This window comes from Marinomonas sp. 63XJN7_7_ISO-PGPR-S23-202, from assembly GCF_056173505.1.
The window spans coordinates 1,696,883-1,714,698 of the sequence record NZ_CM149677.1; the positions used below are offsets into that span (position 1 = coordinate 1,696,883).

Annotated in this window: 24 protein-coding genes; 18 read left to right on the plus strand and 6 right to left on the minus strand. The window is 42.1% G+C overall.

What is annotated here, in order from left to right; translation table 11 throughout:
• Window positions 1–14 precede the first annotated feature (14 nt).
• From AC0VYG_RS07850 to AC0VYG_RS07865, 4 genes are all read right to left on the minus strand, one after another.
• Window positions 15–479, minus strand: coding sequence for a bactofilin family protein (locus AC0VYG_RS07850; RefSeq protein WP_475431757.1), 465 nt, complete (start codon window positions 477–479; stop codon window positions 15–17).
• A complete protein-coding gene (locus tag AC0VYG_RS07855; RefSeq protein ID WP_475431758.1) occupies window positions 383–1,333 on the minus strand; it encodes a M23 family metallopeptidase in 951 nt (316 codons plus the stop codon). The genes AC0VYG_RS07850 and AC0VYG_RS07855 overlap by 97 nt, the downstream gene beginning before the upstream one ends.
• 297 nt (window positions 1,334–1,630) lie before the next feature.
• Window positions 1,631–1,798, minus strand: a complete 168-nt coding sequence (locus AC0VYG_RS07860) for a hypothetical protein (RefSeq protein ID WP_475431759.1) — start codon at window positions 1,796–1,798, stop codon at window positions 1,631–1,633.
• A 24-nt stretch (window positions 1,799–1,822) separates the two neighbouring features.
• Window positions 1,823–2,245: a phage integrase N-terminal SAM-like domain-containing protein gene (locus AC0VYG_RS07865; protein ID WP_475431760.1), complete on the minus strand. Its 423-nt coding sequence runs from the start codon at window positions 2,243–2,245 to the stop codon at window positions 1,823–1,825.
• A 344-nt stretch (window positions 2,246–2,589) separates the two neighbouring features.
• Between AC0VYG_RS07865 and AC0VYG_RS07870 the strand changes: the two genes are divergently transcribed.
• The 11 genes from AC0VYG_RS07870 to AC0VYG_RS07920 all read left to right on the plus strand — a co-directional run bounded on the left by AC0VYG_RS07870 (window position 2,590) and on the right by AC0VYG_RS07920 (window position 8,565).
• Window positions 2,590–2,997 carry a hypothetical protein gene (locus AC0VYG_RS07870; RefSeq protein WP_475431761.1) on the plus strand — a complete coding sequence of 136 codons (408 nt, stop codon included), beginning with the start codon at window positions 2,590–2,592 and terminating at the stop codon, window positions 2,995–2,997.
• A 71-nt stretch (window positions 2,998–3,068) separates the two neighbouring features.
• Window positions 3,069–3,353, plus strand: a complete 285-nt coding sequence (locus AC0VYG_RS07875) for a hypothetical protein (RefSeq protein ID WP_475431762.1) — start codon at window positions 3,069–3,071, stop codon at window positions 3,351–3,353.
• A 112-nt stretch (window positions 3,354–3,465) separates the two neighbouring features.
• Window positions 3,466–3,975 (plus strand): hypothetical protein, encoded by a 510-nt coding sequence (locus tag AC0VYG_RS07880; RefSeq protein ID WP_475431763.1) that lies wholly within the window; start codon window positions 3,466–3,468, stop codon window positions 3,973–3,975.
• 157 nt (window positions 3,976–4,132) lie between these two features.
• Window positions 4,133–4,471: an NIPSNAP family protein gene (locus tag AC0VYG_RS07885; RefSeq protein ID WP_475431764.1), complete on the plus strand. Its 339-nt coding sequence runs from the start codon at window positions 4,133–4,135 to the stop codon at window positions 4,469–4,471.
• Between the two features lie 108 nt (window positions 4,472–4,579).
• Window positions 4,580–4,999, plus strand: coding sequence for a GNAT family N-acetyltransferase (locus AC0VYG_RS07890; RefSeq protein ID WP_475431765.1), 420 nt, complete (start codon window positions 4,580–4,582; stop codon window positions 4,997–4,999).
• Between the two features lie 21 nt (window positions 5,000–5,020).
• Window positions 5,021–5,740, plus strand: a complete 720-nt coding sequence (locus AC0VYG_RS07895; protein ID WP_475431766.1) for a class I SAM-dependent methyltransferase — start codon at window positions 5,021–5,023, stop codon at window positions 5,738–5,740.
• A 70-nt stretch (window positions 5,741–5,810) separates the two neighbouring features.
• Window positions 5,811–6,206: a DUF2750 domain-containing protein gene (locus AC0VYG_RS07900; protein WP_475431767.1), complete on the plus strand. Its 396-nt coding sequence runs from the start codon at window positions 5,811–5,813 to the stop codon at window positions 6,204–6,206.
• Between the two features lie 89 nt (window positions 6,207–6,295).
• Entirely contained in the window at window positions 6,296–6,940 is a 645-nt protein-coding gene (locus AC0VYG_RS07905; protein WP_475431768.1) for a hypothetical protein, read from the plus strand.
• 67 nt (window positions 6,941–7,007) lie between these two features.
• Window positions 7,008–7,667 carry a hypothetical protein gene (locus AC0VYG_RS07910; RefSeq protein ID WP_475431769.1) on the plus strand — a complete coding sequence of 220 codons (660 nt, stop codon included), beginning with the start codon at window positions 7,008–7,010 and terminating at the stop codon, window positions 7,665–7,667.
• Window positions 7,668–7,693: 26 nt separating this feature from the next.
• A complete protein-coding gene (locus AC0VYG_RS07915) occupies window positions 7,694–8,074 on the plus strand; it encodes a nuclear transport factor 2 family protein (protein ID WP_475431770.1) in 381 nt (126 codons plus the stop codon).
• Window positions 8,075–8,187: 113 nt separating this feature from the next.
• Window positions 8,188–8,565, plus strand: coding sequence for a hypothetical protein (locus AC0VYG_RS07920; protein ID WP_475431771.1), 378 nt, complete (start codon window positions 8,188–8,190; stop codon window positions 8,563–8,565).
• Between the two features lie 246 nt (window positions 8,566–8,811).
• Here the strand turns inward: AC0VYG_RS07920 and AC0VYG_RS07925 are convergent, their stop codons facing one another.
• Complete coding sequence (locus tag AC0VYG_RS07925) at window positions 8,812–10,791, minus strand: putative bifunctional diguanylate cyclase/phosphodiesterase (RefSeq protein ID WP_475431772.1); 1,980 nt, start codon at window positions 10,789–10,791, stop codon at window positions 8,812–8,814.
• Between the two features lie 367 nt (window positions 10,792–11,158).
• On the opposite strand from AC0VYG_RS07925, the gene AC0VYG_RS07930 reads away from it, so the two are divergent.
• Window positions 11,159–11,437, plus strand: coding sequence for a hypothetical protein (locus AC0VYG_RS07930; protein ID WP_475431773.1), 279 nt, complete (start codon window positions 11,159–11,161; stop codon window positions 11,435–11,437).
• 496 nt (window positions 11,438–11,933) lie between these two features.
• Window positions 11,934–12,038 (plus strand): hypothetical protein, encoded by a 105-nt coding sequence (locus tag AC0VYG_RS07935; protein WP_475432531.1) that lies wholly within the window; start codon window positions 11,934–11,936, stop codon window positions 12,036–12,038.
• Window positions 12,039–12,103: 65 nt separating this feature from the next.
• On the opposite strand, the gene AC0VYG_RS07940 is transcribed toward AC0VYG_RS07935, so the two are convergent.
• Window positions 12,104–14,395 (minus strand): methyl-accepting chemotaxis protein, encoded by a 2,292-nt coding sequence (locus AC0VYG_RS07940; protein WP_475431774.1) that lies wholly within the window; start codon window positions 14,393–14,395, stop codon window positions 12,104–12,106.
• Between the two features lie 477 nt (window positions 14,396–14,872).
• On the opposite strand from AC0VYG_RS07940, the gene AC0VYG_RS07945 reads away from it, so the two are divergent.
• The 5 genes from AC0VYG_RS07945 (at window position 14,873) to AC0VYG_RS07965 (ending at window position 17,799) form a co-directional block, all read left to right on the plus strand.
• Window positions 14,873–15,415 carry a GNAT family N-acetyltransferase gene (locus AC0VYG_RS07945; RefSeq protein WP_475431775.1) on the plus strand — a complete coding sequence of 181 codons (543 nt, stop codon included), beginning with the start codon at window positions 14,873–14,875 and terminating at the stop codon, window positions 15,413–15,415.
• Window positions 15,416–15,480: 65 nt separating this feature from the next.
• A complete protein-coding gene (locus AC0VYG_RS07950) occupies window positions 15,481–15,999 on the plus strand; it encodes a GNAT family N-acetyltransferase (protein WP_475431776.1) in 519 nt (172 codons plus the stop codon).
• 126 nt (window positions 16,000–16,125) lie between these two features.
• Window positions 16,126–16,581 (plus strand): hypothetical protein, encoded by a 456-nt coding sequence (locus AC0VYG_RS07955; protein WP_475431777.1) that lies wholly within the window; start codon window positions 16,126–16,128, stop codon window positions 16,579–16,581.
• A gap of 96 nt (window positions 16,582–16,677) precedes the next feature.
• Complete coding sequence (locus tag AC0VYG_RS07960; protein ID WP_475431778.1) at window positions 16,678–17,226, plus strand: DUF6624 domain-containing protein; 549 nt, start codon at window positions 16,678–16,680, stop codon at window positions 17,224–17,226.
• Between the two features lie 81 nt (window positions 17,227–17,307).
• Entirely contained in the window at window positions 17,308–17,799 is a 492-nt protein-coding gene (locus AC0VYG_RS07965) for a GNAT family N-acetyltransferase (RefSeq protein ID WP_475431779.1), read from the plus strand.
• Window positions 17,800–17,816 lie beyond the last annotated feature (17 nt).

A 17,816-nucleotide genomic window follows, 5' to 3' on the forward strand; every position in this document is an offset into this window, starting at 1 on the left:
CCTGAGTAATGCTATTAAGAGCTAGGGCTATTGCTGATTAGGGAAACCTTTTTATCGATATCCTTAGTTTCTTGTTTTGGGTGCTTTGCTTGATCTAGACCCTCAATTTCTTGTTTTGAGGGCGCTGTTTTAGCCGGTTTTGTGTTACCAACAAACTTACCACCAGCTTCGATGCTTAAGTTGTCACTGTAGATTGTGCCCTCAACATGACCACTGCTTAAAATTTCCACGTAATTCGCGTAGCAAGTGCCTTCAAAATGGCCATTGATAATCAGTCGTTCTGTGGTGATTTCTCCTGATACCTTGCCAGACTCACTGATTTTAATTTGATTAATGACCTCTATTTGGCCTTCAACATGCCCATCAATCTGTAGTCGGTTGGCTACTTTAATGTTACCGCTGATTGTGCAACCCTCTGCGATGAGAGTTGTAGCTGCTGACTGACTCTTAACTCTATTTTGCCCACCAAAGATTCCCATCCCACACCTCTTGTACTGTTAAAAATGCTATCAAAATTATCGACGTTCCAAGCCAAAAATGGTTTGGGGTTTAATGATCGTCCGACAAATCGTATTTCATAATGAAGGTGTGGCCCAGAAGAAAGGCCACTGCTTCCTGAATAACCAATTAAATCGCCTTTGCTCACAAAATCCCCTCTTTTCACCGCGAATTTACTTAAGTGGGAATAAGAGCTTGAAAAACCGTAAGAGTGCTGCAAGCGAAGAAAATTACCAGACCCTTTATTTCCTGGTCGTATTACTTCGACTGTTCCATCCGCAGGGGCATAAATCGGCGTGCCTGTATTCACAGCAAAATCTTGTCCACGATGAAAGGTTATTTTCCCTGTGATCGGATGGACGCGTTTTCCGTAGCCTGAAGAAATTCTAGCATTTTTTACGGGAGGCCCGCTGGGTATTTGCGTCAGCATTGCCACCCGTATTGATGAGGTGATGGCGGCGGTATCCAAACGAGACTCTAGCCCAGCTTTGCTGTCACTATCCATGCCCAGGGTTTTTTCTAGATCATCTAGCCGGTCTGTAACCAACTGCATTTTTTCTTCTCGTTCCGATAATTCCTGTTCTAAGTTTGTTTTTAATGTTGTTAGCGAGGTGACTTCTTTATTGAGATAGGAGGATTTATCCTCTAATTCACGCAGCTTAAGTTTAGAAAATTCTGCATCGTTAATTAAATAGTAGATGACGCCAGCCGTGAAGAGAATGCCAATAAAAATCAAGTAGCTCATGAACTTGAAGGTGTGACGGCTTCTTTTCCCGAAGCTGAAATGCTTGCTTCCATGAATTGAAGAAATGGATATCGTAATATTGTCTTTCATCGTCTTATGTATTGGCCAACATCAAAATATAGTATTGTGAGAGATAACATAATAACTGCCTTTGTTCGGCTTTCTAAGCGAAAATTTCAATAATATCGGTTAGGCCAGACACTTAGAGTAAGCGCGGTAAATTAATGTCTGTCAGGTTATAGAAAAGAAGTGCTTATAACTGATGTTATTGGATCACTCTGCCAGCTTCGCCCAAGAGCATGACTTTTAGCCCATCAAAATGCAGCACATGATGATGAGCTAAATCGAGTAGTTTGCCCAGAGTAGCTACTACTAGAAGGTCTACCTTCAATTAGGTATGTGCTTTTTTTGAAAGTTGGTATCCACACCACCATACACGGCGATAGAGGTTAAGTTCGCGTACTTAGCGTATAGAGCAATGCAGGCTTCGACTTGAATTGCTAACTCACGAAGTGGTGCGAGAATTGGCACACGTACATGTTTGCTGCGTAACATTTCTGCTTTACTGTATCGCTTGCTTCAGGTGCACTCACTGATCCTAAGTCCTGAGCCATATAGCAATGAGAACATTAAGTGATCCCGTTCATTCAAGCAGCTTAGTATTTTCTGAATGTCGTTAGGTGCTAAAACAATGGGTAAGCGCCGACCTTGTTTAGCATGCTGAAATCCTAAGTCTCCTAATGGTTGATCAAGTAATTTGTTATATAAAAATGCGAGGGCATTAAGGGCAGCTTTTTGTGTGTTAATTGCAACATTTTGTTCAATTGCCAAAAATGATAAAAACGCTCTTACTTCTTCTGCCCCTATATTTTGAGGGTGCTGCAGCTTATGGAATCGAATAAAATATTTAATCCAATACAGGTAAGACTTCTCTGTTTTTAAGCTATAGCCGCGCAGCCTGAGTTCATTACGAATAAAGTTAAGAAAAGGACTGGAAGACATCGCACACTCCTTGTGGATAATTGACCTAAATCTGTATGAATACACAGTATATTTTTTCAGCTTGCCAATTTTTGGCACGGATTGTCTGAAAAATAATCAAAAAATTGCGTGTCTGCACTGGTAGCATGCCTGAAAGTCTTTTAGTATCAATGAATAAGGATATCCGCATCAGAAATAACGCGCTGTGGATAAATGTGTAAACGCGCATGCTCGTTTTTCCATTTTCAGTTTCTGTGAGTAATTTCGTAAAGTAACTTTGATTCAGTTACTTACGGCGTTCATTAGAACTTTTTGGAATTGTCTAAACGCGCATGCGCACTATTAAAATGTTATGCGTAATATATATGAATACATGGATCGAAATTGACAGGCCTGTGGATGTAGAAGCAGATATTCCTCTAAAGGATCAGGCTCCTAGTGGTGTTAAAGAAAAGTACGCCAATTCTTGCAAGGACAAATTTATCGCTTGGACTAGCGAAGATGGGAAGTTTATTGGCTGCATTAAAAATAATAGAAGTGTTGTTGCTAGTACTGCTGAAGCTTATGCTGTCGAACTTTATGAGATGGAGCCTGCGAAGGGAACTGGTTTTGTTGGGCTTGATATTATATCTGAAAATGGTGAATGCCTAGCTGTTATAGCAGCTTCTAGATATTCGAAAAAATCATTAAGTTGGCTCAAGAACATTCAGCCTGTTTTAGCAAAAGCATTTGGATTAAAAGAAACATATGATTATCAAGGCAAAGACGCATAACAAAAGGCTCAAGGTAATGGACGGCGCAGAGCGCCGCCCCTTAGCCTAGGCGTTATGTTGCCTCGTGAACTATGAACCAAGTAGAAAAATGGGAAAAGATCGAGATAGAGCTGAGGGCAGCCTTTAGTTTGCTTCCCGAGAACATCGTCGAATCCGACAACGGATACCGAAAGAGTGATTTTCTCGCTTTCCTCGAGGCAAACGAGTTGCTTCTAGCAATGGAGGAACTTGACGGGGTTATAGAGGACAACCCAAATCCCGGAAGGGTATTCTGGGAGCATTTGTTAAAGGCGGCAAATTTAATGGGGCACCTGCATGCTAATCGCTATAAATCGATCTTGGCGTCTACAACATAACAAGCCGCTCAAATACGTTCCGGCCACAAAAAGCGTGGCCTCCACCGGACTCGCTAACGCTCGCCGTTTAGCGGGGCGTTAGGCGATCAGTAGCAAAAATCGGAGAATAAACATGGAAAGAAAATTTCCTGATATTTTAGAAAAATTACATGATATTGAAATTGATTACGCCGACGGCGAAGGAATAGATTTCGAGCCATACACTGATTTTTACTCTCAAGAAGAAACTTCAGATTGGATTAAAGCATGGACCGGGAACGATTCTCTTGATGGAAGCGAGTATCTAATATTTGGCCAAGACGGAACAGGCGGTTACGCAGCATTTTGGTTAGTGAACGAATCAAATGATATTCTAGAGCAGCCTATTGTGTTTTTTGGCTCCGAAGGTGAAGTTGGTGTAGTTTCGGTAAACTTTTCAGAATACGTATGGTTATTGGCCAACGGGATAGGTCCATATGAAGCGGTAGCCTATCCTGGTCTGGAACGGCCCAAAAACGAAGAGTTTTACAAATTTGCAAAAAAATACGCACCTTCTAGTGAGAGCACTCCGCTCAAAATTATAGAAAAAGCTAAACTTAAATATCCCGACTTTGAAAAGATGGTTGACCAACTATGTCAATAGCGCCTAACAAGTTTGTCCAATTGACGTTTTGGTCTACGCTCCGTTTTGGCGTGGCTTTGCCACTTTACGCCAAAACTACACTACAACCAAAACGCAACTGACAAAGGCGTTATATCGCAGTGTGCCCCAGAGAAAGTGGACACCAAAGGAGAGCATCATGTATCAACTGAGAATTTACAAAGTTAATCCTGAAAAACGTGAGGCGTTTCACGACAGGTTTAAGAATCATGCGATGCGCATTATGCAGAAATATGAGTTTAGTATAGTCGCAATGTGGGAGTCATTTACCGAACATGATTTTGAGTTCATCTATATCTTAGATTGGCCTGATATCGAGACTATGAAGCTTCAATGGGAAGCATTCCTTGCAGATCAAGAGTGGATAGATATTAAGAAAAAGATGGATCTTGATATTGGTGAACCAGTCCTTCAAGCAACAGGCCGTATTCTTAATCCTATCGAATACTCACCTATATCAACAATACAGGTGCCATAATGTCGGCTAAATTACAGCCAGCAATGACGCATAACAAAGCAAATTAACTCGGATGCAAATTCCGCTGCGCTCCATCCGCACCGATTATTTGCAACGTTATGTGAATTTATGAAGATCGAGACTGTAGAAAAGTTACCAAGTGATATTGAAGCTCTGATAGCTGAAAGCCAATCTGAAGGTTTTCGCTTTTTAATCCGACTTCAAAATGATTTCGCAAGCGGAGTAAATCAGTTTAATAAGACTGGAGAAATCCTTGCACTTGTTAGAGTTGAAGGGATGTTAGCAGCTATCGGTGGAATAAACAGTCAAGGTAGTTCAGCACGGTTGCGGCGATTCTATGTAAGTGAAAAGTGTCGTCGCTTGGGTGTTGGACGCGAATTGCTCAAATTCCTAGAGGAACATGCATCCAAGTATTTCTCGCGAGTAACCTTATTTACCGATACTCAAAGAGCCAGTCAGTTTTATGAAGCGTGCGGTTATTTGTCTGTAAATAAGCATCACGTTAGTCATGAGAAATCAATCACATAACAATGCGTTTAAGAGGGATTCATGCCGCGTGGCATTTTTGGTATGCAGTTAGTTTTGGTGGTGAAGTGGTTTGCGGAAAGCTGGTTTGGGCGGCATTCACCCCTTAACGCGGCGTTATGTACTTTTACGGAAAATCATAAGATTATGGATGAAAATGCTGAAATTTGGCGTCAGTACTACGAAAAGGCACTGTCTCGCCCACATTCAAAACGTACTGAACTTGCAGCCCAACTCAATGAATCAAACCTCAAAGTAGCCACTGACTGTGGGTGTGGAACAGGCAGTGATATCGAGTACTTAGAGCAACAGGGTTTTCAAGTTCATGGCTTCGATATTAATCCTGAATCGGTAGCTATCTGTAGAGACAGGTTTGGGTTAAAGTCATTGGTGAATATCGTAGAGTCTTCTTTTGAATTGTTCGACTATCCAAAATCTGGGGTAGTTATCGCAAACTCAAGCTTGTTCTTCGCTGACCCAGGCAAACTTGAATCGACTTGGGGCAACATTAAATCTTCAATTGAAGTCGGTGGGGTGTTTGCTGGTGACTTCATGGGTTTCAAAGACAGTTGGGCTAATAATTATCGTAGTCCAACAACACCTTTAACGGAGTCTGAGGTCAAGGGGCTGTTCTCGGATTTTGAAATTGTCAGGTTCTTTGAGCGTGATGAAAAATCGAAGACTTCATTGGGTAAAATGAAGCATTGGCATACATATTCCGTGGTCGCGGTGAAACGTACATAACAAACGCGTCAATTAGGACGCTCGCAAGCTCGCGCCTATTACGCGAGCGTTATGTTTACAAGGAAAGACTTTGCCTTACCAAATGAATGAACAACAATTTGAAGCAGTTTTGGCGCTAGATAGCTTCGATCGTTATTCTCATTTCATTGGCAAAGTCGCTGATTGGGAACAGCTCTGGGGTGTGAAAAGTGAAGATGGGTGGCTGGTTCCTGTTGCTCCTGAAGAATTTGAGTATTTCCCATTATGGCCTCATCCGGAATATGCTCAAAAAATTGCAGATAGAAACTTTCCTGGCCACAAAGCAGTTGAAATAAGCCTTGAAGAGCTACTTGAGCACTGGCTGCCATTATTTGAAAAAGATAAAGTCAAAGTTGCAGTGTTTCCTAATAAAAAATGGACTTTTTGGTGTATAGAACCAAATGCTCTAAAAGAAGAGCTATTAAATGAAATGGCAAAATATGAATAAAAACATAACAAGCGGGTCAAAATCGCTTTGCTCGGACGCGCAAAAAGCGCGCGCCGTTTACCCTTGTCGTTAACTGCCAAGGAGAGTTCGTGGATATAGCCGTAAAAATATTTCAAGTCTTGTTTTATATAATTGGATCAACAATTGCTGTATTGACTTATATAAAGGCGAAGAATGGTTTGCTTAATTCCGTGAATACGGAATATCAAAAAAAAGTAATGGAGCGTTTAAGTCAGTTGGCATCAGAGATTTATGATGAGTTCGACAGAACATCAGATAAATTTTGGGCAAAGGAAGATCAGGCAAAGGAAGTTTTGCAGGATCTCCATGAGAAAATAATCCCCTATAAACATGAAATCCTTACCAATAAGGAAATGCCTCCGGGGGTAAGATTACCTTCAAAATTTGAAGAGCTTGATATTTTTCTAAATAAGCTCAAGTCAGACCCCTTCATACCAAGGCAAATACGTGAGAAGGTTGTATCTCTTCTTGAGAAAAGAACAAAAACAATGTTCACCGCATACATGCAAGAGCTGGATAACTATAAGGATGGCCTCAAAGAAGGTAAGTATTGGGACACCCTAGAATCGAATCATCACTGGTTTCATAACAAAATCAACGAACGATTATATGAAGAGGGTTGTGGTATTTCCCAAATTGAAGAGGCGGCTCACGAAATAAGGGAAGAAATTCAAAAGTATTTTGAGAGCTTTAATCCGATTAAAGGCAGTTAACAAGGCGCTCAAGCAAGGACGCGCTGGCGCGCGCCGCTTAGCTTGGCGTTACTTTCAAGGAAGTTAAATGACCATAATATGTCTTGAAGGCGCTAGTGGAATTGGCAAGAGTACTGCTTCCAAATTTATGGAAAGTGAGTACGGATATGTCCGGATACCTGAAGTGAATGAGTTGTTTGAGCGTTCATCCAATGAGCCAGATGATTGGTATTTCCGGATGCAAGTAAAGCGCTGGGAGTTAGCGAAAACAGAGTCAGAGTTAGGAAAAGTAGCCATTTTGGATGGAGATCATTTGCAGCCAGTTTGGTATAACTGGATATTCGATGATCTGAATTTTCAGCCTGTGAATGAAGTTTTAGACTTTTATTCAAAAGCATTTCTGCAAGGCCTACTAGATTTTCCCGATGCATACGTTTTATTGCATGTTGGTATTGATGAATTGCGAGCTAGGAAAGATAACGATAAGAGTCGAAAGAGAAGTAACTTTGATATGCACTTTCGCTTGATAGAGCCTCAACGTGAATACTTTGAATCGTTGCTATCAGGTGGGCATGAAGGTGTTAGTTTCATAGACGCAACTTCTCCAATGGCTATTGGTAATTACTGTCGTAATATTGAGAAAACAGTTCTGACTAAGAAGCCAGGATTTGATGTCGTTGAGGCTTACATCAAGTCAAAAGTAACAAGTAAAGGCAAGGGACGCGAAAAAGCCGCGCCCATGCTTTAAGCGTTAAACAGTAAAAAGGAGCTACGGTGGAAAATAATAGAGAAGTTCAAATTCTGGAAGCTGAAGAATTATTGTGTAAAGCAATGCTTGAGTCTGACACCGTTAGCTTAGACAAGCTATTGTCTTCCAATCTAATTTTTACGAATCATTTAGGTCAAATCCTTGGCAAAAAAGATGATTTAGAAGCACATAAATCAGGTTTGTTGCATATATCTAATATTGCAGCCGAAGACCAGCAGATAAAATTGCAACAGGATACAGCGGTTGTATTTGCCAAGGTAACAATCAATGGTAACTATGATGGTAATCCAGCGAATGGAACATTTAGGTTCACCCGAGTTTGGCAAAATACAGAAGGTAATCACTGGGAAGTAATAGCTGCCCATTCGAGTTTAATTACTGTTTAACAAGGCGCTGCAATGGAAGCATTACGGTCCGCAGTTTTTGGTATAAGGTGATGAATTTGTTGAAAGTTCAGTGGGTGCTCCATTGAGCTTAGCGTTATGCAGCAAAGAGAATTATGAGACAACAGTATCATTTTCGAAGCTCAGATGAAGGGCTGTTATCGTGGGATGTTTTCCGGCTAATTGAACTAGCTAAAGATTTGCCAGTTATCGAAATCTCTCTAGCAGACATCAGTGAGTTAGACGAAGAATTTTGGTTTGAGCTAAGTGGTGCAAAACCAACCTGTAGAAATATTATAGAGCACACGAAACTCATCCAAAAAGCTGACTTATCATACCCAATCATTCTGTGTCATAAAGGTAGGGTAATGGATGGTATGCACAGAGTGTGTAAAGCAGTGTTACTTGGTCACGATACAATCCGAGCGGTCAGGTTTCCTCAATATCTAGCTCCTGATCATGTTGGCATTGAAGCTGATGAGTTACCGTATTAGAAAGCAGCATAACAAACAATTTAAGAGTGATTCGGCACGCGTGGCATTTTCACAATGCGTTGGTTTTAGTGATTAAGGTGTTCTGCGGAAGCATTGGTATCGTGTGCCTCACACCTTAATTGGACGTTAAACCAAGGCACATATCTACAACCTGCCAGTCTCTATCCCTTATCACTTTCTAGCGGCTTTGACGACTGCTTCATTAATAGCTGGTATGAGAGTTAAGTGATTGAGGCTACTCTGTTGTTAATGTGCTAAGAAATTATTTTGAAAGTCTTTTGAGGGTAAAGGTTTGCTAAGGTAATAACCTTGCATTTCATCGCATGCTAACTCTTTCAGCATGGTAAGTTGCTCTTGAGTTTCGACGCCTTCGGCAATGGTTTTTATGCCAAGTTGTTGAGCAAGGCTGATGATGGCACTGACAATTGCGTAGTCATTTGTATCTGTTGTCATGTCCCGAATGAAGGATTGATCTATTTTTAGCTTATAAATAGGGAACTGTTGTAGATAGTTTAAAGATGAATAGCCTGTGCCAAAGTCATCTATTGAGGTGCGTACTCCTATCTGTTGGAACGCTTTCATCATCTCAATGGCTTTTTGCGGATCGGCCATTGCTCCTCGTTCAGTCAATTCCATTTCAAGTAGCGTAGCCGATACTTGAAACTCGTCTAGTCGATGTTTGATGATTTCCGGCAGGTTTTGGACTTGAAACTGGATAGGTGAGAGGTTTACAGCCAGTCTTACTGGCGTTATTCCTCGTTCTTGCCAGTTTTTCAGTTGGTTAATCGTTTCGCGTAACACCCACTCACCAATCATTAAAATCTGACCAGTATCTTCCGCAATGGGAATAAACTCGGCTGGAGAGACGGTGCCTAGTTCCTTGCTATGCCATCTTAGCAGCACTTCAGCGGCGATGACTTGGCCTGTTTTTAGGTCCATTTGAGGCTGAAAAAACAAGCTGAGCTCTTGCTTTTCTATCACGTCGTGGAGTGCGTTTTCAAGCAGCAATACTCTTTCTGAGTGGCTTTGCATTTCCGCCGTGAAAAACGTTAATCGATTACGACCTTCTTTTTTGGCGCTGTACATGGCGGTATCTGCGCGTTTATACAAGGTGTCAAAATCTCGGCCATCGCGGGAAAATAAACTAATGCCAATAGAGGGTGTGATAACAAATTGATGTTGTTCTATCTGGTAGCGATGTGAAAGCACTTGGCTAATTTCGGTCGCTTTTTCTTTTGCCTGCTCTTCGGTTACATAGGGCAAAAGTATAATGAACTCATCGCCACCTTGACGAGCAACGAAGCCGGATTCTTTTATCAGTGAGGTCATTCTTTCAGCCACGGACATTAGTAGCTTGTCGCCTATGTTGTGTCCCATGGTGTCGTTGATATTTTTAAAGCGATCAAGGTCTACAAATATTAAAGCCAAGCCCGTTTTTTTGAGTTCGCTGGATTGGATGAGTGTATTAAAGCTCTTATACAAAGAGGAGCGATTGGGTAATCCAGTGAGAGAGTCGTGGCTGGCGAGCCACTCGACTTGTTCTTGCGCTTTTTTAAGGGCATCAATATCAATGCGGATACCCAGTAGTCGAGTTGGCACATCGTTTTCATCGAATTCCGTTACGGTACAGCGGACGGCAATCCATCGATATTCGCCATTAGCATGGCGAATTCTTGCTTGATAATTATATTGGTTTAATTGGGACTTGCCTTCGAGAAGAGCTCGAATAGTGTCAAAGACAAGCGGCCGGTCATCGGGATGTATTTTTTCGATTTCAGCTTGGCGGTTTCCTAACCCTTCTATAGGAGGGTAGCCAAGCATAGAAAAGTAAGAGGGGTTTGCGAACCACTTATCGTTTCGTACGTCCCATTCCCAGGCACCAATACTGGTAGCTTTTAATGCCTCATTCATGCGCAGCTCTGATTCAATCAGCGCATTTTCTCGTTCTTTGTAAGAGGTGATCAGGTAGGCTGAACAAGCGACAGTATTGTCATCAAGAAGATGCTTTTTTACTAGGTAGCAAACAGGGGCTCCATTTTCTTGAATTAACCATTCCTCTCTTTCTCCAATAGGAGAGTCTAACAATACAGCAAGCCGCGTTCTTGTTGCGTCTGATAATGGAAGCTCAGAAGCGCTTCCTAGCACTTTTTCTTGTGGCGTATTAAGTAATTCCGCAAGCGCTTTGTTGGCATATAAGATATGGCCTTGTTGGGTTGTAAGCCACATAAGATGGGCGTTATTAGCGTTGAGAAGAGAGATAAATTGTTGATAAGTGGGCTGATATGTATCAAGGGAATGTGTCTGCTTGCGTTTGTTTAAAAACAATCGAATAGCGCGCCATGTGAGCACGATCAGGAGCAATCCTGCTATTACAAACCAAGGGGTTTTATCCACATTAGACCTTCAAATGTGTTCAGATGTTATTGCCTTCCTTGGCGACAAGGTAAAAATCAGTACCGCTAAAAACAACACTAGCACAATACTAAGCGATTTACTGACGTTCAACTGTAACGCTATATAAAGCGAATGTTGTATTTTGTAATGGTCACAACTAAAATTGCTTTATCCTTTTGTCGGTAACCCCAGAGAAAACATGTCGGATGGCCTACCTTTTGAATTATCAGATTACCTTGAATGGGTTGATATGACTGGGCGAATCATCCGAGAAGATAAACGTGGCGCTATAGATGCCTCTCTGTTGCCGATTCTTCAACGACTCAATATATCCTCAGAAAATTGCCTTTGTATTGCCACAGAATTTGGCGCAAGAACCGGTGCTGTTGCTGGTGTCGAACAGTCTATTGTGCATTATTGTGATTCAAACAAGCTGAATAGAAAGCCAAGATCCAGTCATAACCGACTACTCGCTTAGCTTTATTCCAGCATTCATAGTCTTTCTTTATATACTAATCATGTATTAGTAAATTTACTCGCCTAAAAACCCCAAAAACCCGCCTTTTTAGCAGTTAGTTATCCCTTAACGAAACGATAAAAGATGAATTCCATATAAATTCTTTCTGTGAAGAAGATAGTTTTGTATGATGTAGCTAGGTATTTAATATGGGTGTCTCACAAAAAGTCGAACTATTCTAAAAATCACCGTAGCTACAGTGAAGAACACCTATCAATTCCGTATCCTAAAGAAATGGGTCACCTTCAATTATTGGTATACTTGCGTAACGAAGATAATTGGAATTCATGGACGAAGCAGTATGGAAAAGTCAGCACTTAACAAACAGCTCAAGCCGACCTCCACTGCGTTGTTTGTTTTGTGCTTTTTCGCTACGCTCGCAAAAAACAATCAACTCCGTTCCAGCGGCTTAGCTGGGCGTTAAGTGCTTATGAAAACTCAATACGAAATTCAGTTAATGCAATATGCTCAAGCTGCATTATTGGGAGAGGTTGCACCATCTTTCAGAGCGATTTCCTTTCAGCTTTCTGAGGATGGAGAAGATTTTAAGGCACTGTACTAATGAGACATATATGGACGCTCCGGTGCCGTCCATATATGTCTTACAAAATTGCAAGTGCTGGATTCTCAACAAATGTTTTGCTTTTTAGCGGTTTCCTGCTGCTCGACCTGAAGAATAATTTCATCGAGCAGTGCGATAAGATCAGCGGAATATTTTTCCATATCCTGAAATAAACGATCAGCCTCCATCATGTCACCGCTTTCTTTGGCCTGAATAATTTTCTTGATGGTTGCGTGCATCTCACTATGCGGCATATCAATTGCCGCCGTAGCCGGAATGTCGCTAAATTTTTGCCGACCGACCGCGTCATACCACTGACCAAAATGACACTCTTTATGAGAGACGATTTCTTGCTGATTCATCTGCGTTAATCCGGACAGATAACTGCGGATAACCGTTTTCCATGCCAGATGAGATGTTTTTGCCTGTTTCAATTTCTGTGCATCAGAATCGCCGCCGAAACTGGTACAGTATTTATTCAGTTGTTCCACATCATTGGCAATCTCCGCGGATAGTTTCGCAGTCAGAAGTGAAGAGCTGGCAGTCGTCTCGGCTAACTCATGAATTTTACTGATGTTCGCATTCACTTCATCGGAGACCTGAACTTGTTGTTCCGAGGCGGCCGCTATCTGAGTCGTCATCTCATTAATCTGCCCGACAGAATGTTCCATCTCAGAGATTGCCCCACCGGCAACCTGAACATTATCCACACTTTGTCGCGCTTGTTCTTGGCTGGACTGAATCACCACAATCGTAGCATTCACACTGTTTTCCAGAATCGTGATTTTCTGACGGATCTCCTCCGTTGATGCCTGCGTTTTCTGTGCCAGATTTCTCACTTCACCGGCAACCACAGCAAACCCCCGTCCCTGCTCTCCCGCACGGGCGGCCTCAATTGCTGCATTCAGTGCCAATAAATTCGTCTGTTCAGAAATATTTTGTATGACTTCGAGAATCGATGCGATTGAAGTACTGGCTTCATGGACCTGAGAACTCAGATCCCCGATCTGATGAATAGATTCGTCCAGTTGCAGCATCTGATTGATAGCTTTTTGCAGCACGGCTTTACTGACCTGAGATTGATCATTTGCCTGTGATGTACTGTCGGCAGCCTGCACAATATTCTGGGTAACATCATGTACCGTTGCCGTCATTTCCGTCATCGCTGTTGACACATAAGTCAGTTGATCTTTTTGTTCCTTCATCCCTTTGTCGGTCATCACCGATTCGTTCGATAAATGATCGGACTGGACGACCATATGATTGATCGCATCTGACATTTGGTAAAAAGTCGCCTGCAATTTATCGCAAAAACGATTGAAAACCCGGGTCAGGCTTGCGATCTCCCGAGGGCCACCTTCTTCCAGTCTGGCATCTAAGCCTTGTTGTCCTTCAACCACTTTTTCGATGGCATCAACGATGTCCTTCATCGGACGGATTGAGTAACGGGTCATCCATATCAATCCCGCTGCGACGACAAACGCACTGAGCAGCCCGAATATCATCATCATTCTGGTATCAGACCAAATCATCGCTTGTAACTGGGAGATACGATAGCTGACTTCAACCACCCCGATAGCTTTTCCGGAATAGTCTTGCAGCGGGAAAACTCTGATGGCTGTTTCATGACCTTGCTGCTCTGAACGGATATCCATCGTCTGACCGGAAATAACCTGCTGATATTGCTCCGGTGTCAAAACCGGCACACCGCCCGTCCGGGGAGTGACCACATCCTTCAATCCATCATTTTTCTGAACGCGAATCGCGACATCCGTCAGTTTATCTCTGAGCAAATTCGCGAAGGTCTCCCGGTTTAGTGTCATCCCAAATTCGACACTACCGACAGGTTTCCCTTCAAAACGGATCGGGGCAACATAACGCAAACCAAGCCCTGCAACACCCGCTTCAATTCCGGAGATAGACCGCTGCGAAGTATTGACATCAACCACCGTATGGCGAAAAGACGATAAGTCATCACCACTTTTCCCCGGTTTATGGACCCGATAGAGTGAGTAGGCTGGCGGAATGTGGAATTGAAACTGACTGACCCCCGATGCCTGGATCTGTGGCCATTGCGAATCAAATAGCTGACTCAATTTACTCTTATCATGCTGTGCGACGGCCTTTTGGACGTCAGGCAAAGCGGCAATCGTATCTACCGCTAACTGACTTTTGGACAGGATCGAGTCGATTTGGAACTGTACCTGTTGTTCCAGCCCGGCCATCTTTGTAAAAATAAAGTCATCCGATAACTGCTGAGCTAGACGCACTGCGCCCCAGATAAATAAAAAGCAGACCAAGAGAATCGATATAAAGCCTACGGCACTAAAACGAGCAAGTAAACTGAGATGTTTCATCAATACCTCAAGGTGAGTCAGGTTGCATTTCTTTAATTATAGATAACTTATTCTAACTATTAGTTTTTTCTATCAATAAGATGATTCAAATCAATATTTTTTCTATAACTGTGATCCCTGTAACTCTCAGCAGAACACCACACCACCGGACAGCTCGCGGGACTGAATCACATCCGGTGCATCGTAGGTGTATTGTTTGCGAGAAGGTTTTTGATGATTAAAACGGTGAGGTAATCATTAGTTTGTGTCCCGAAATGTATTGGACCTAGGTTCCTGACCACTGTCTTATGTTAGTTCTTGACCTATTTTTCCTAATAGCAGAGTATGCATCTAGTGGAAAAACTTATACAGACATCTGTGAGTACAGGGAAGTTTAAGACTTATAAAACAGTATGTTAATTAAATGGTATCTGTAATTTCTCACAATTTTATATAGGCTATATCTGTATAATAACTGTTATGCATAGGGAGGATTTAGTGCAACTGTTTGAAACGGATAGATTGATCGCAAGGCAGTTATCTCTCCAGGACGTTCCAGCGCTAGCTGAGATTCTAAGTGACCCGGAAGTTATGAAGTATTCCGTTCGTGGAGTTTGCGACGAGGAGGCCACCCGTAAATTTATAGACTGGTGCATTGGGTGTTATTCATCACACGGACTCGGCCCATGGGCTTTGTCTGAGAAAGAATCGGGTGACCTTATTGGCTTCTGCGGTGTTGGCCCTGAGTTAGTCGGTGAAGTTGAGGAAATTAATCTAGGTTATCGATTGGCGTGTAGGTACTGGCATCAAGGGCTCGCGACTGAAGCTGCAAAAGGTGTTATAAATTATGCCTTCGATCTAAAACGCTGTGAATCGATAGTTGTTATCATCGAGCCGGAACATACCTCATCTGTCAGGGTTGCCGAGAAGGCGGGATTTGGGGATTACACGGTTCAGGAGTTTCATAACCGACTGGTGCGGTTATATAGACTGAAGTTTAAAAACTGGGCATTGCATAACAAATCAATGCAGGCGGACTAACCTCCGTTCCGTTAAATTTGGGGTTCGCCGCTGATTGAGGCGTTGCCGCAAGGAGAAAAATCTATATGGAATTAGTTTCACCCTCGATAGAGTTTGAATCTGAGTTTTCGGTGTATTACCACGATTTTGCTGAAAATGACGTAGAAAATGCGGATTATTACCGTGACGGCATTTCTGATTTCGCGCAATACGTTCAACGACTTCAAAATGAGGCGCAAGGCTTAAATTTACCTGATGGCTATGTGCCGTGTAATCATTTCTGGCTTATCGACAATCATCGAAATATTCTGGGTGTAATTCGTGTTCGCCATAATATCGACAATGAGTTTTTGGCTTTAGAAGCAGGTCACATTGGCTATGATGTTGCTCCTTCTTATCGCGGAATGGGTCATGGTAAATTGATGCTCAAGTTAGCGTTGCCCAAAGCAAAAATGCTGGGTATCGCTCAAGCACTTATTACGGCGGATGAAGATAATATAGCATCGCGTAAGGTCATTGAATTTAACGGTGGTCAGTTTGAGAAAGTGGTTATGGGGAAAGTTTTTCCGAAGCCATTGGCGAGGTATTGGGTGGCTTGCGAGTAGCGGTATAACAAGCATTTAAGGCAGATTCGTAACGCGTGGCATTTTCAGTTTAAATTAGGTATTTATATGGGTGTCTCACAAAAGTTAGGAACGTAGATAGGCGTTAGCCGTATGGAGTCAGTCAATATGAATTCAGATATTTTGAAGGAACAGAAGCAATTAGAGCCATGGTTGACTGTTATTGGTTTACTTACGGTAATGTGGACACCTATCGAACGCAGGATAGATCAATGTGTATTCTTGCTATCATCAAAAGACAATGACAAAAAGCCGTTAAGCTTAAATCGAAAGTTAGACTTCATAAAACGGAACTTACCGCAGTCGATAGAGTGTAATCCGAGCATAGATGAAATTATTGATTTAACAAAGGGAACGGCTCAGATACGAGATGTGTGTGTTCATGGCGTCATAGAAAGTTATGATGATGACCTTATGGTTATTGGTAAAGTCCAAGGGAAATCAAATGGTTTTCACATAGAAATGTTCACATATGATCAAGCTAGGCTTTTCTCTGCTGGCAATAATCTTAATGTCTTACATGAAATATGGGAAAAGCTTTCTACCGACTTGAGTGCAAGATGAACACACGGCTAACAAGGCGTTTCTGTCGGACAATTTTTCCGCTGCGCTCCAAAATTGCCGCAGAGCGCGGCGTTAGCCATCAAAGGAATCGTAGAATTGAACCAGCAATTGAAAAATGAATTGCAGTCGATGCAACAGGAAGATCAACGAGTTTTGCAGGAATTAATTGATAGTGGGGAATTGGGAACCAATGATTACCACCCTAGAATGAAAGCAGTTCATGAAAAGAACAATGCACGCATCAAAGAAATTATCAACCAATATGGTTGGCCGGGTTTTAGTCTAGTCGGCAAAGAAGGTTCAAAGGCTGCCTGGTTAGTAATTCAGCATGCGGTTCTGGATACAGATTTCATGGATAAATGCTTACCCCTATTACAAGATGCAATAAATCAGGGTGAGTCAGAGGGATGGTGCTTGGCATACCTTCAAGATAGGGTTTTTACAATGTCTGGCAAGCCTCAAATATATGGCACCCAGCATGATATTGACGAAAATGGAATTGCCTATCCATTGCCAATTGAAGAGCCTGAAAATGTTGAAACGCTACGCAAGGAAGTAGGGCTTGAGTCACTTTCTGATGCTACGAGACGCATTCAAGAAAGACATAACACAACTGTGGCCAATCGTCGTAAAAATAATGGCTAACAAAGCAAATTCACTCGGACAGCAAAAGAGCCGCTTCGCATTGCTTTTTGCTTCCGATGATTTGCGGCATTAAGTACTTTTATGGAAAGTCAATTTTTATCGTATCGGCAAATTTCAGTTGAGGCACTTCCCCATCTAATCGGGATTATGAACAATTCTGAACATATGAAGTATAGCGTGAACCTTGATTCATATGATAAGTGCGCTTTATATATAAAGAGATTTGCTGAGCAATGGAAAACGTTAGGTTATAGTTGTTGGACGATTACTGAAAAGAAAACCGGCCAGGTAATTGGGTGGGGTGGTGTTGTCATCGATGAAGATGACCCACATTGGGGGCCTGAGCTGATTTACTATATCGCCCCAGAGAAAAGTGGATTAGGTTATGCCAGTGAGTTAGCGAATTTTGCTACGAGCTATGCTACGAATGTAATTGGGCTCAGCAAAATCGTTGCTTTTGCACATCCTGAAAACGTAGCATCAAACAAAATTTTAGAACGAGTTGGTTTCAAGTTAGTTCGATATCTTGATGATATGTCTAGGAACCTCTACGAGTTCAATGCTGGTACTTAACAAACCGTTGCATGGGA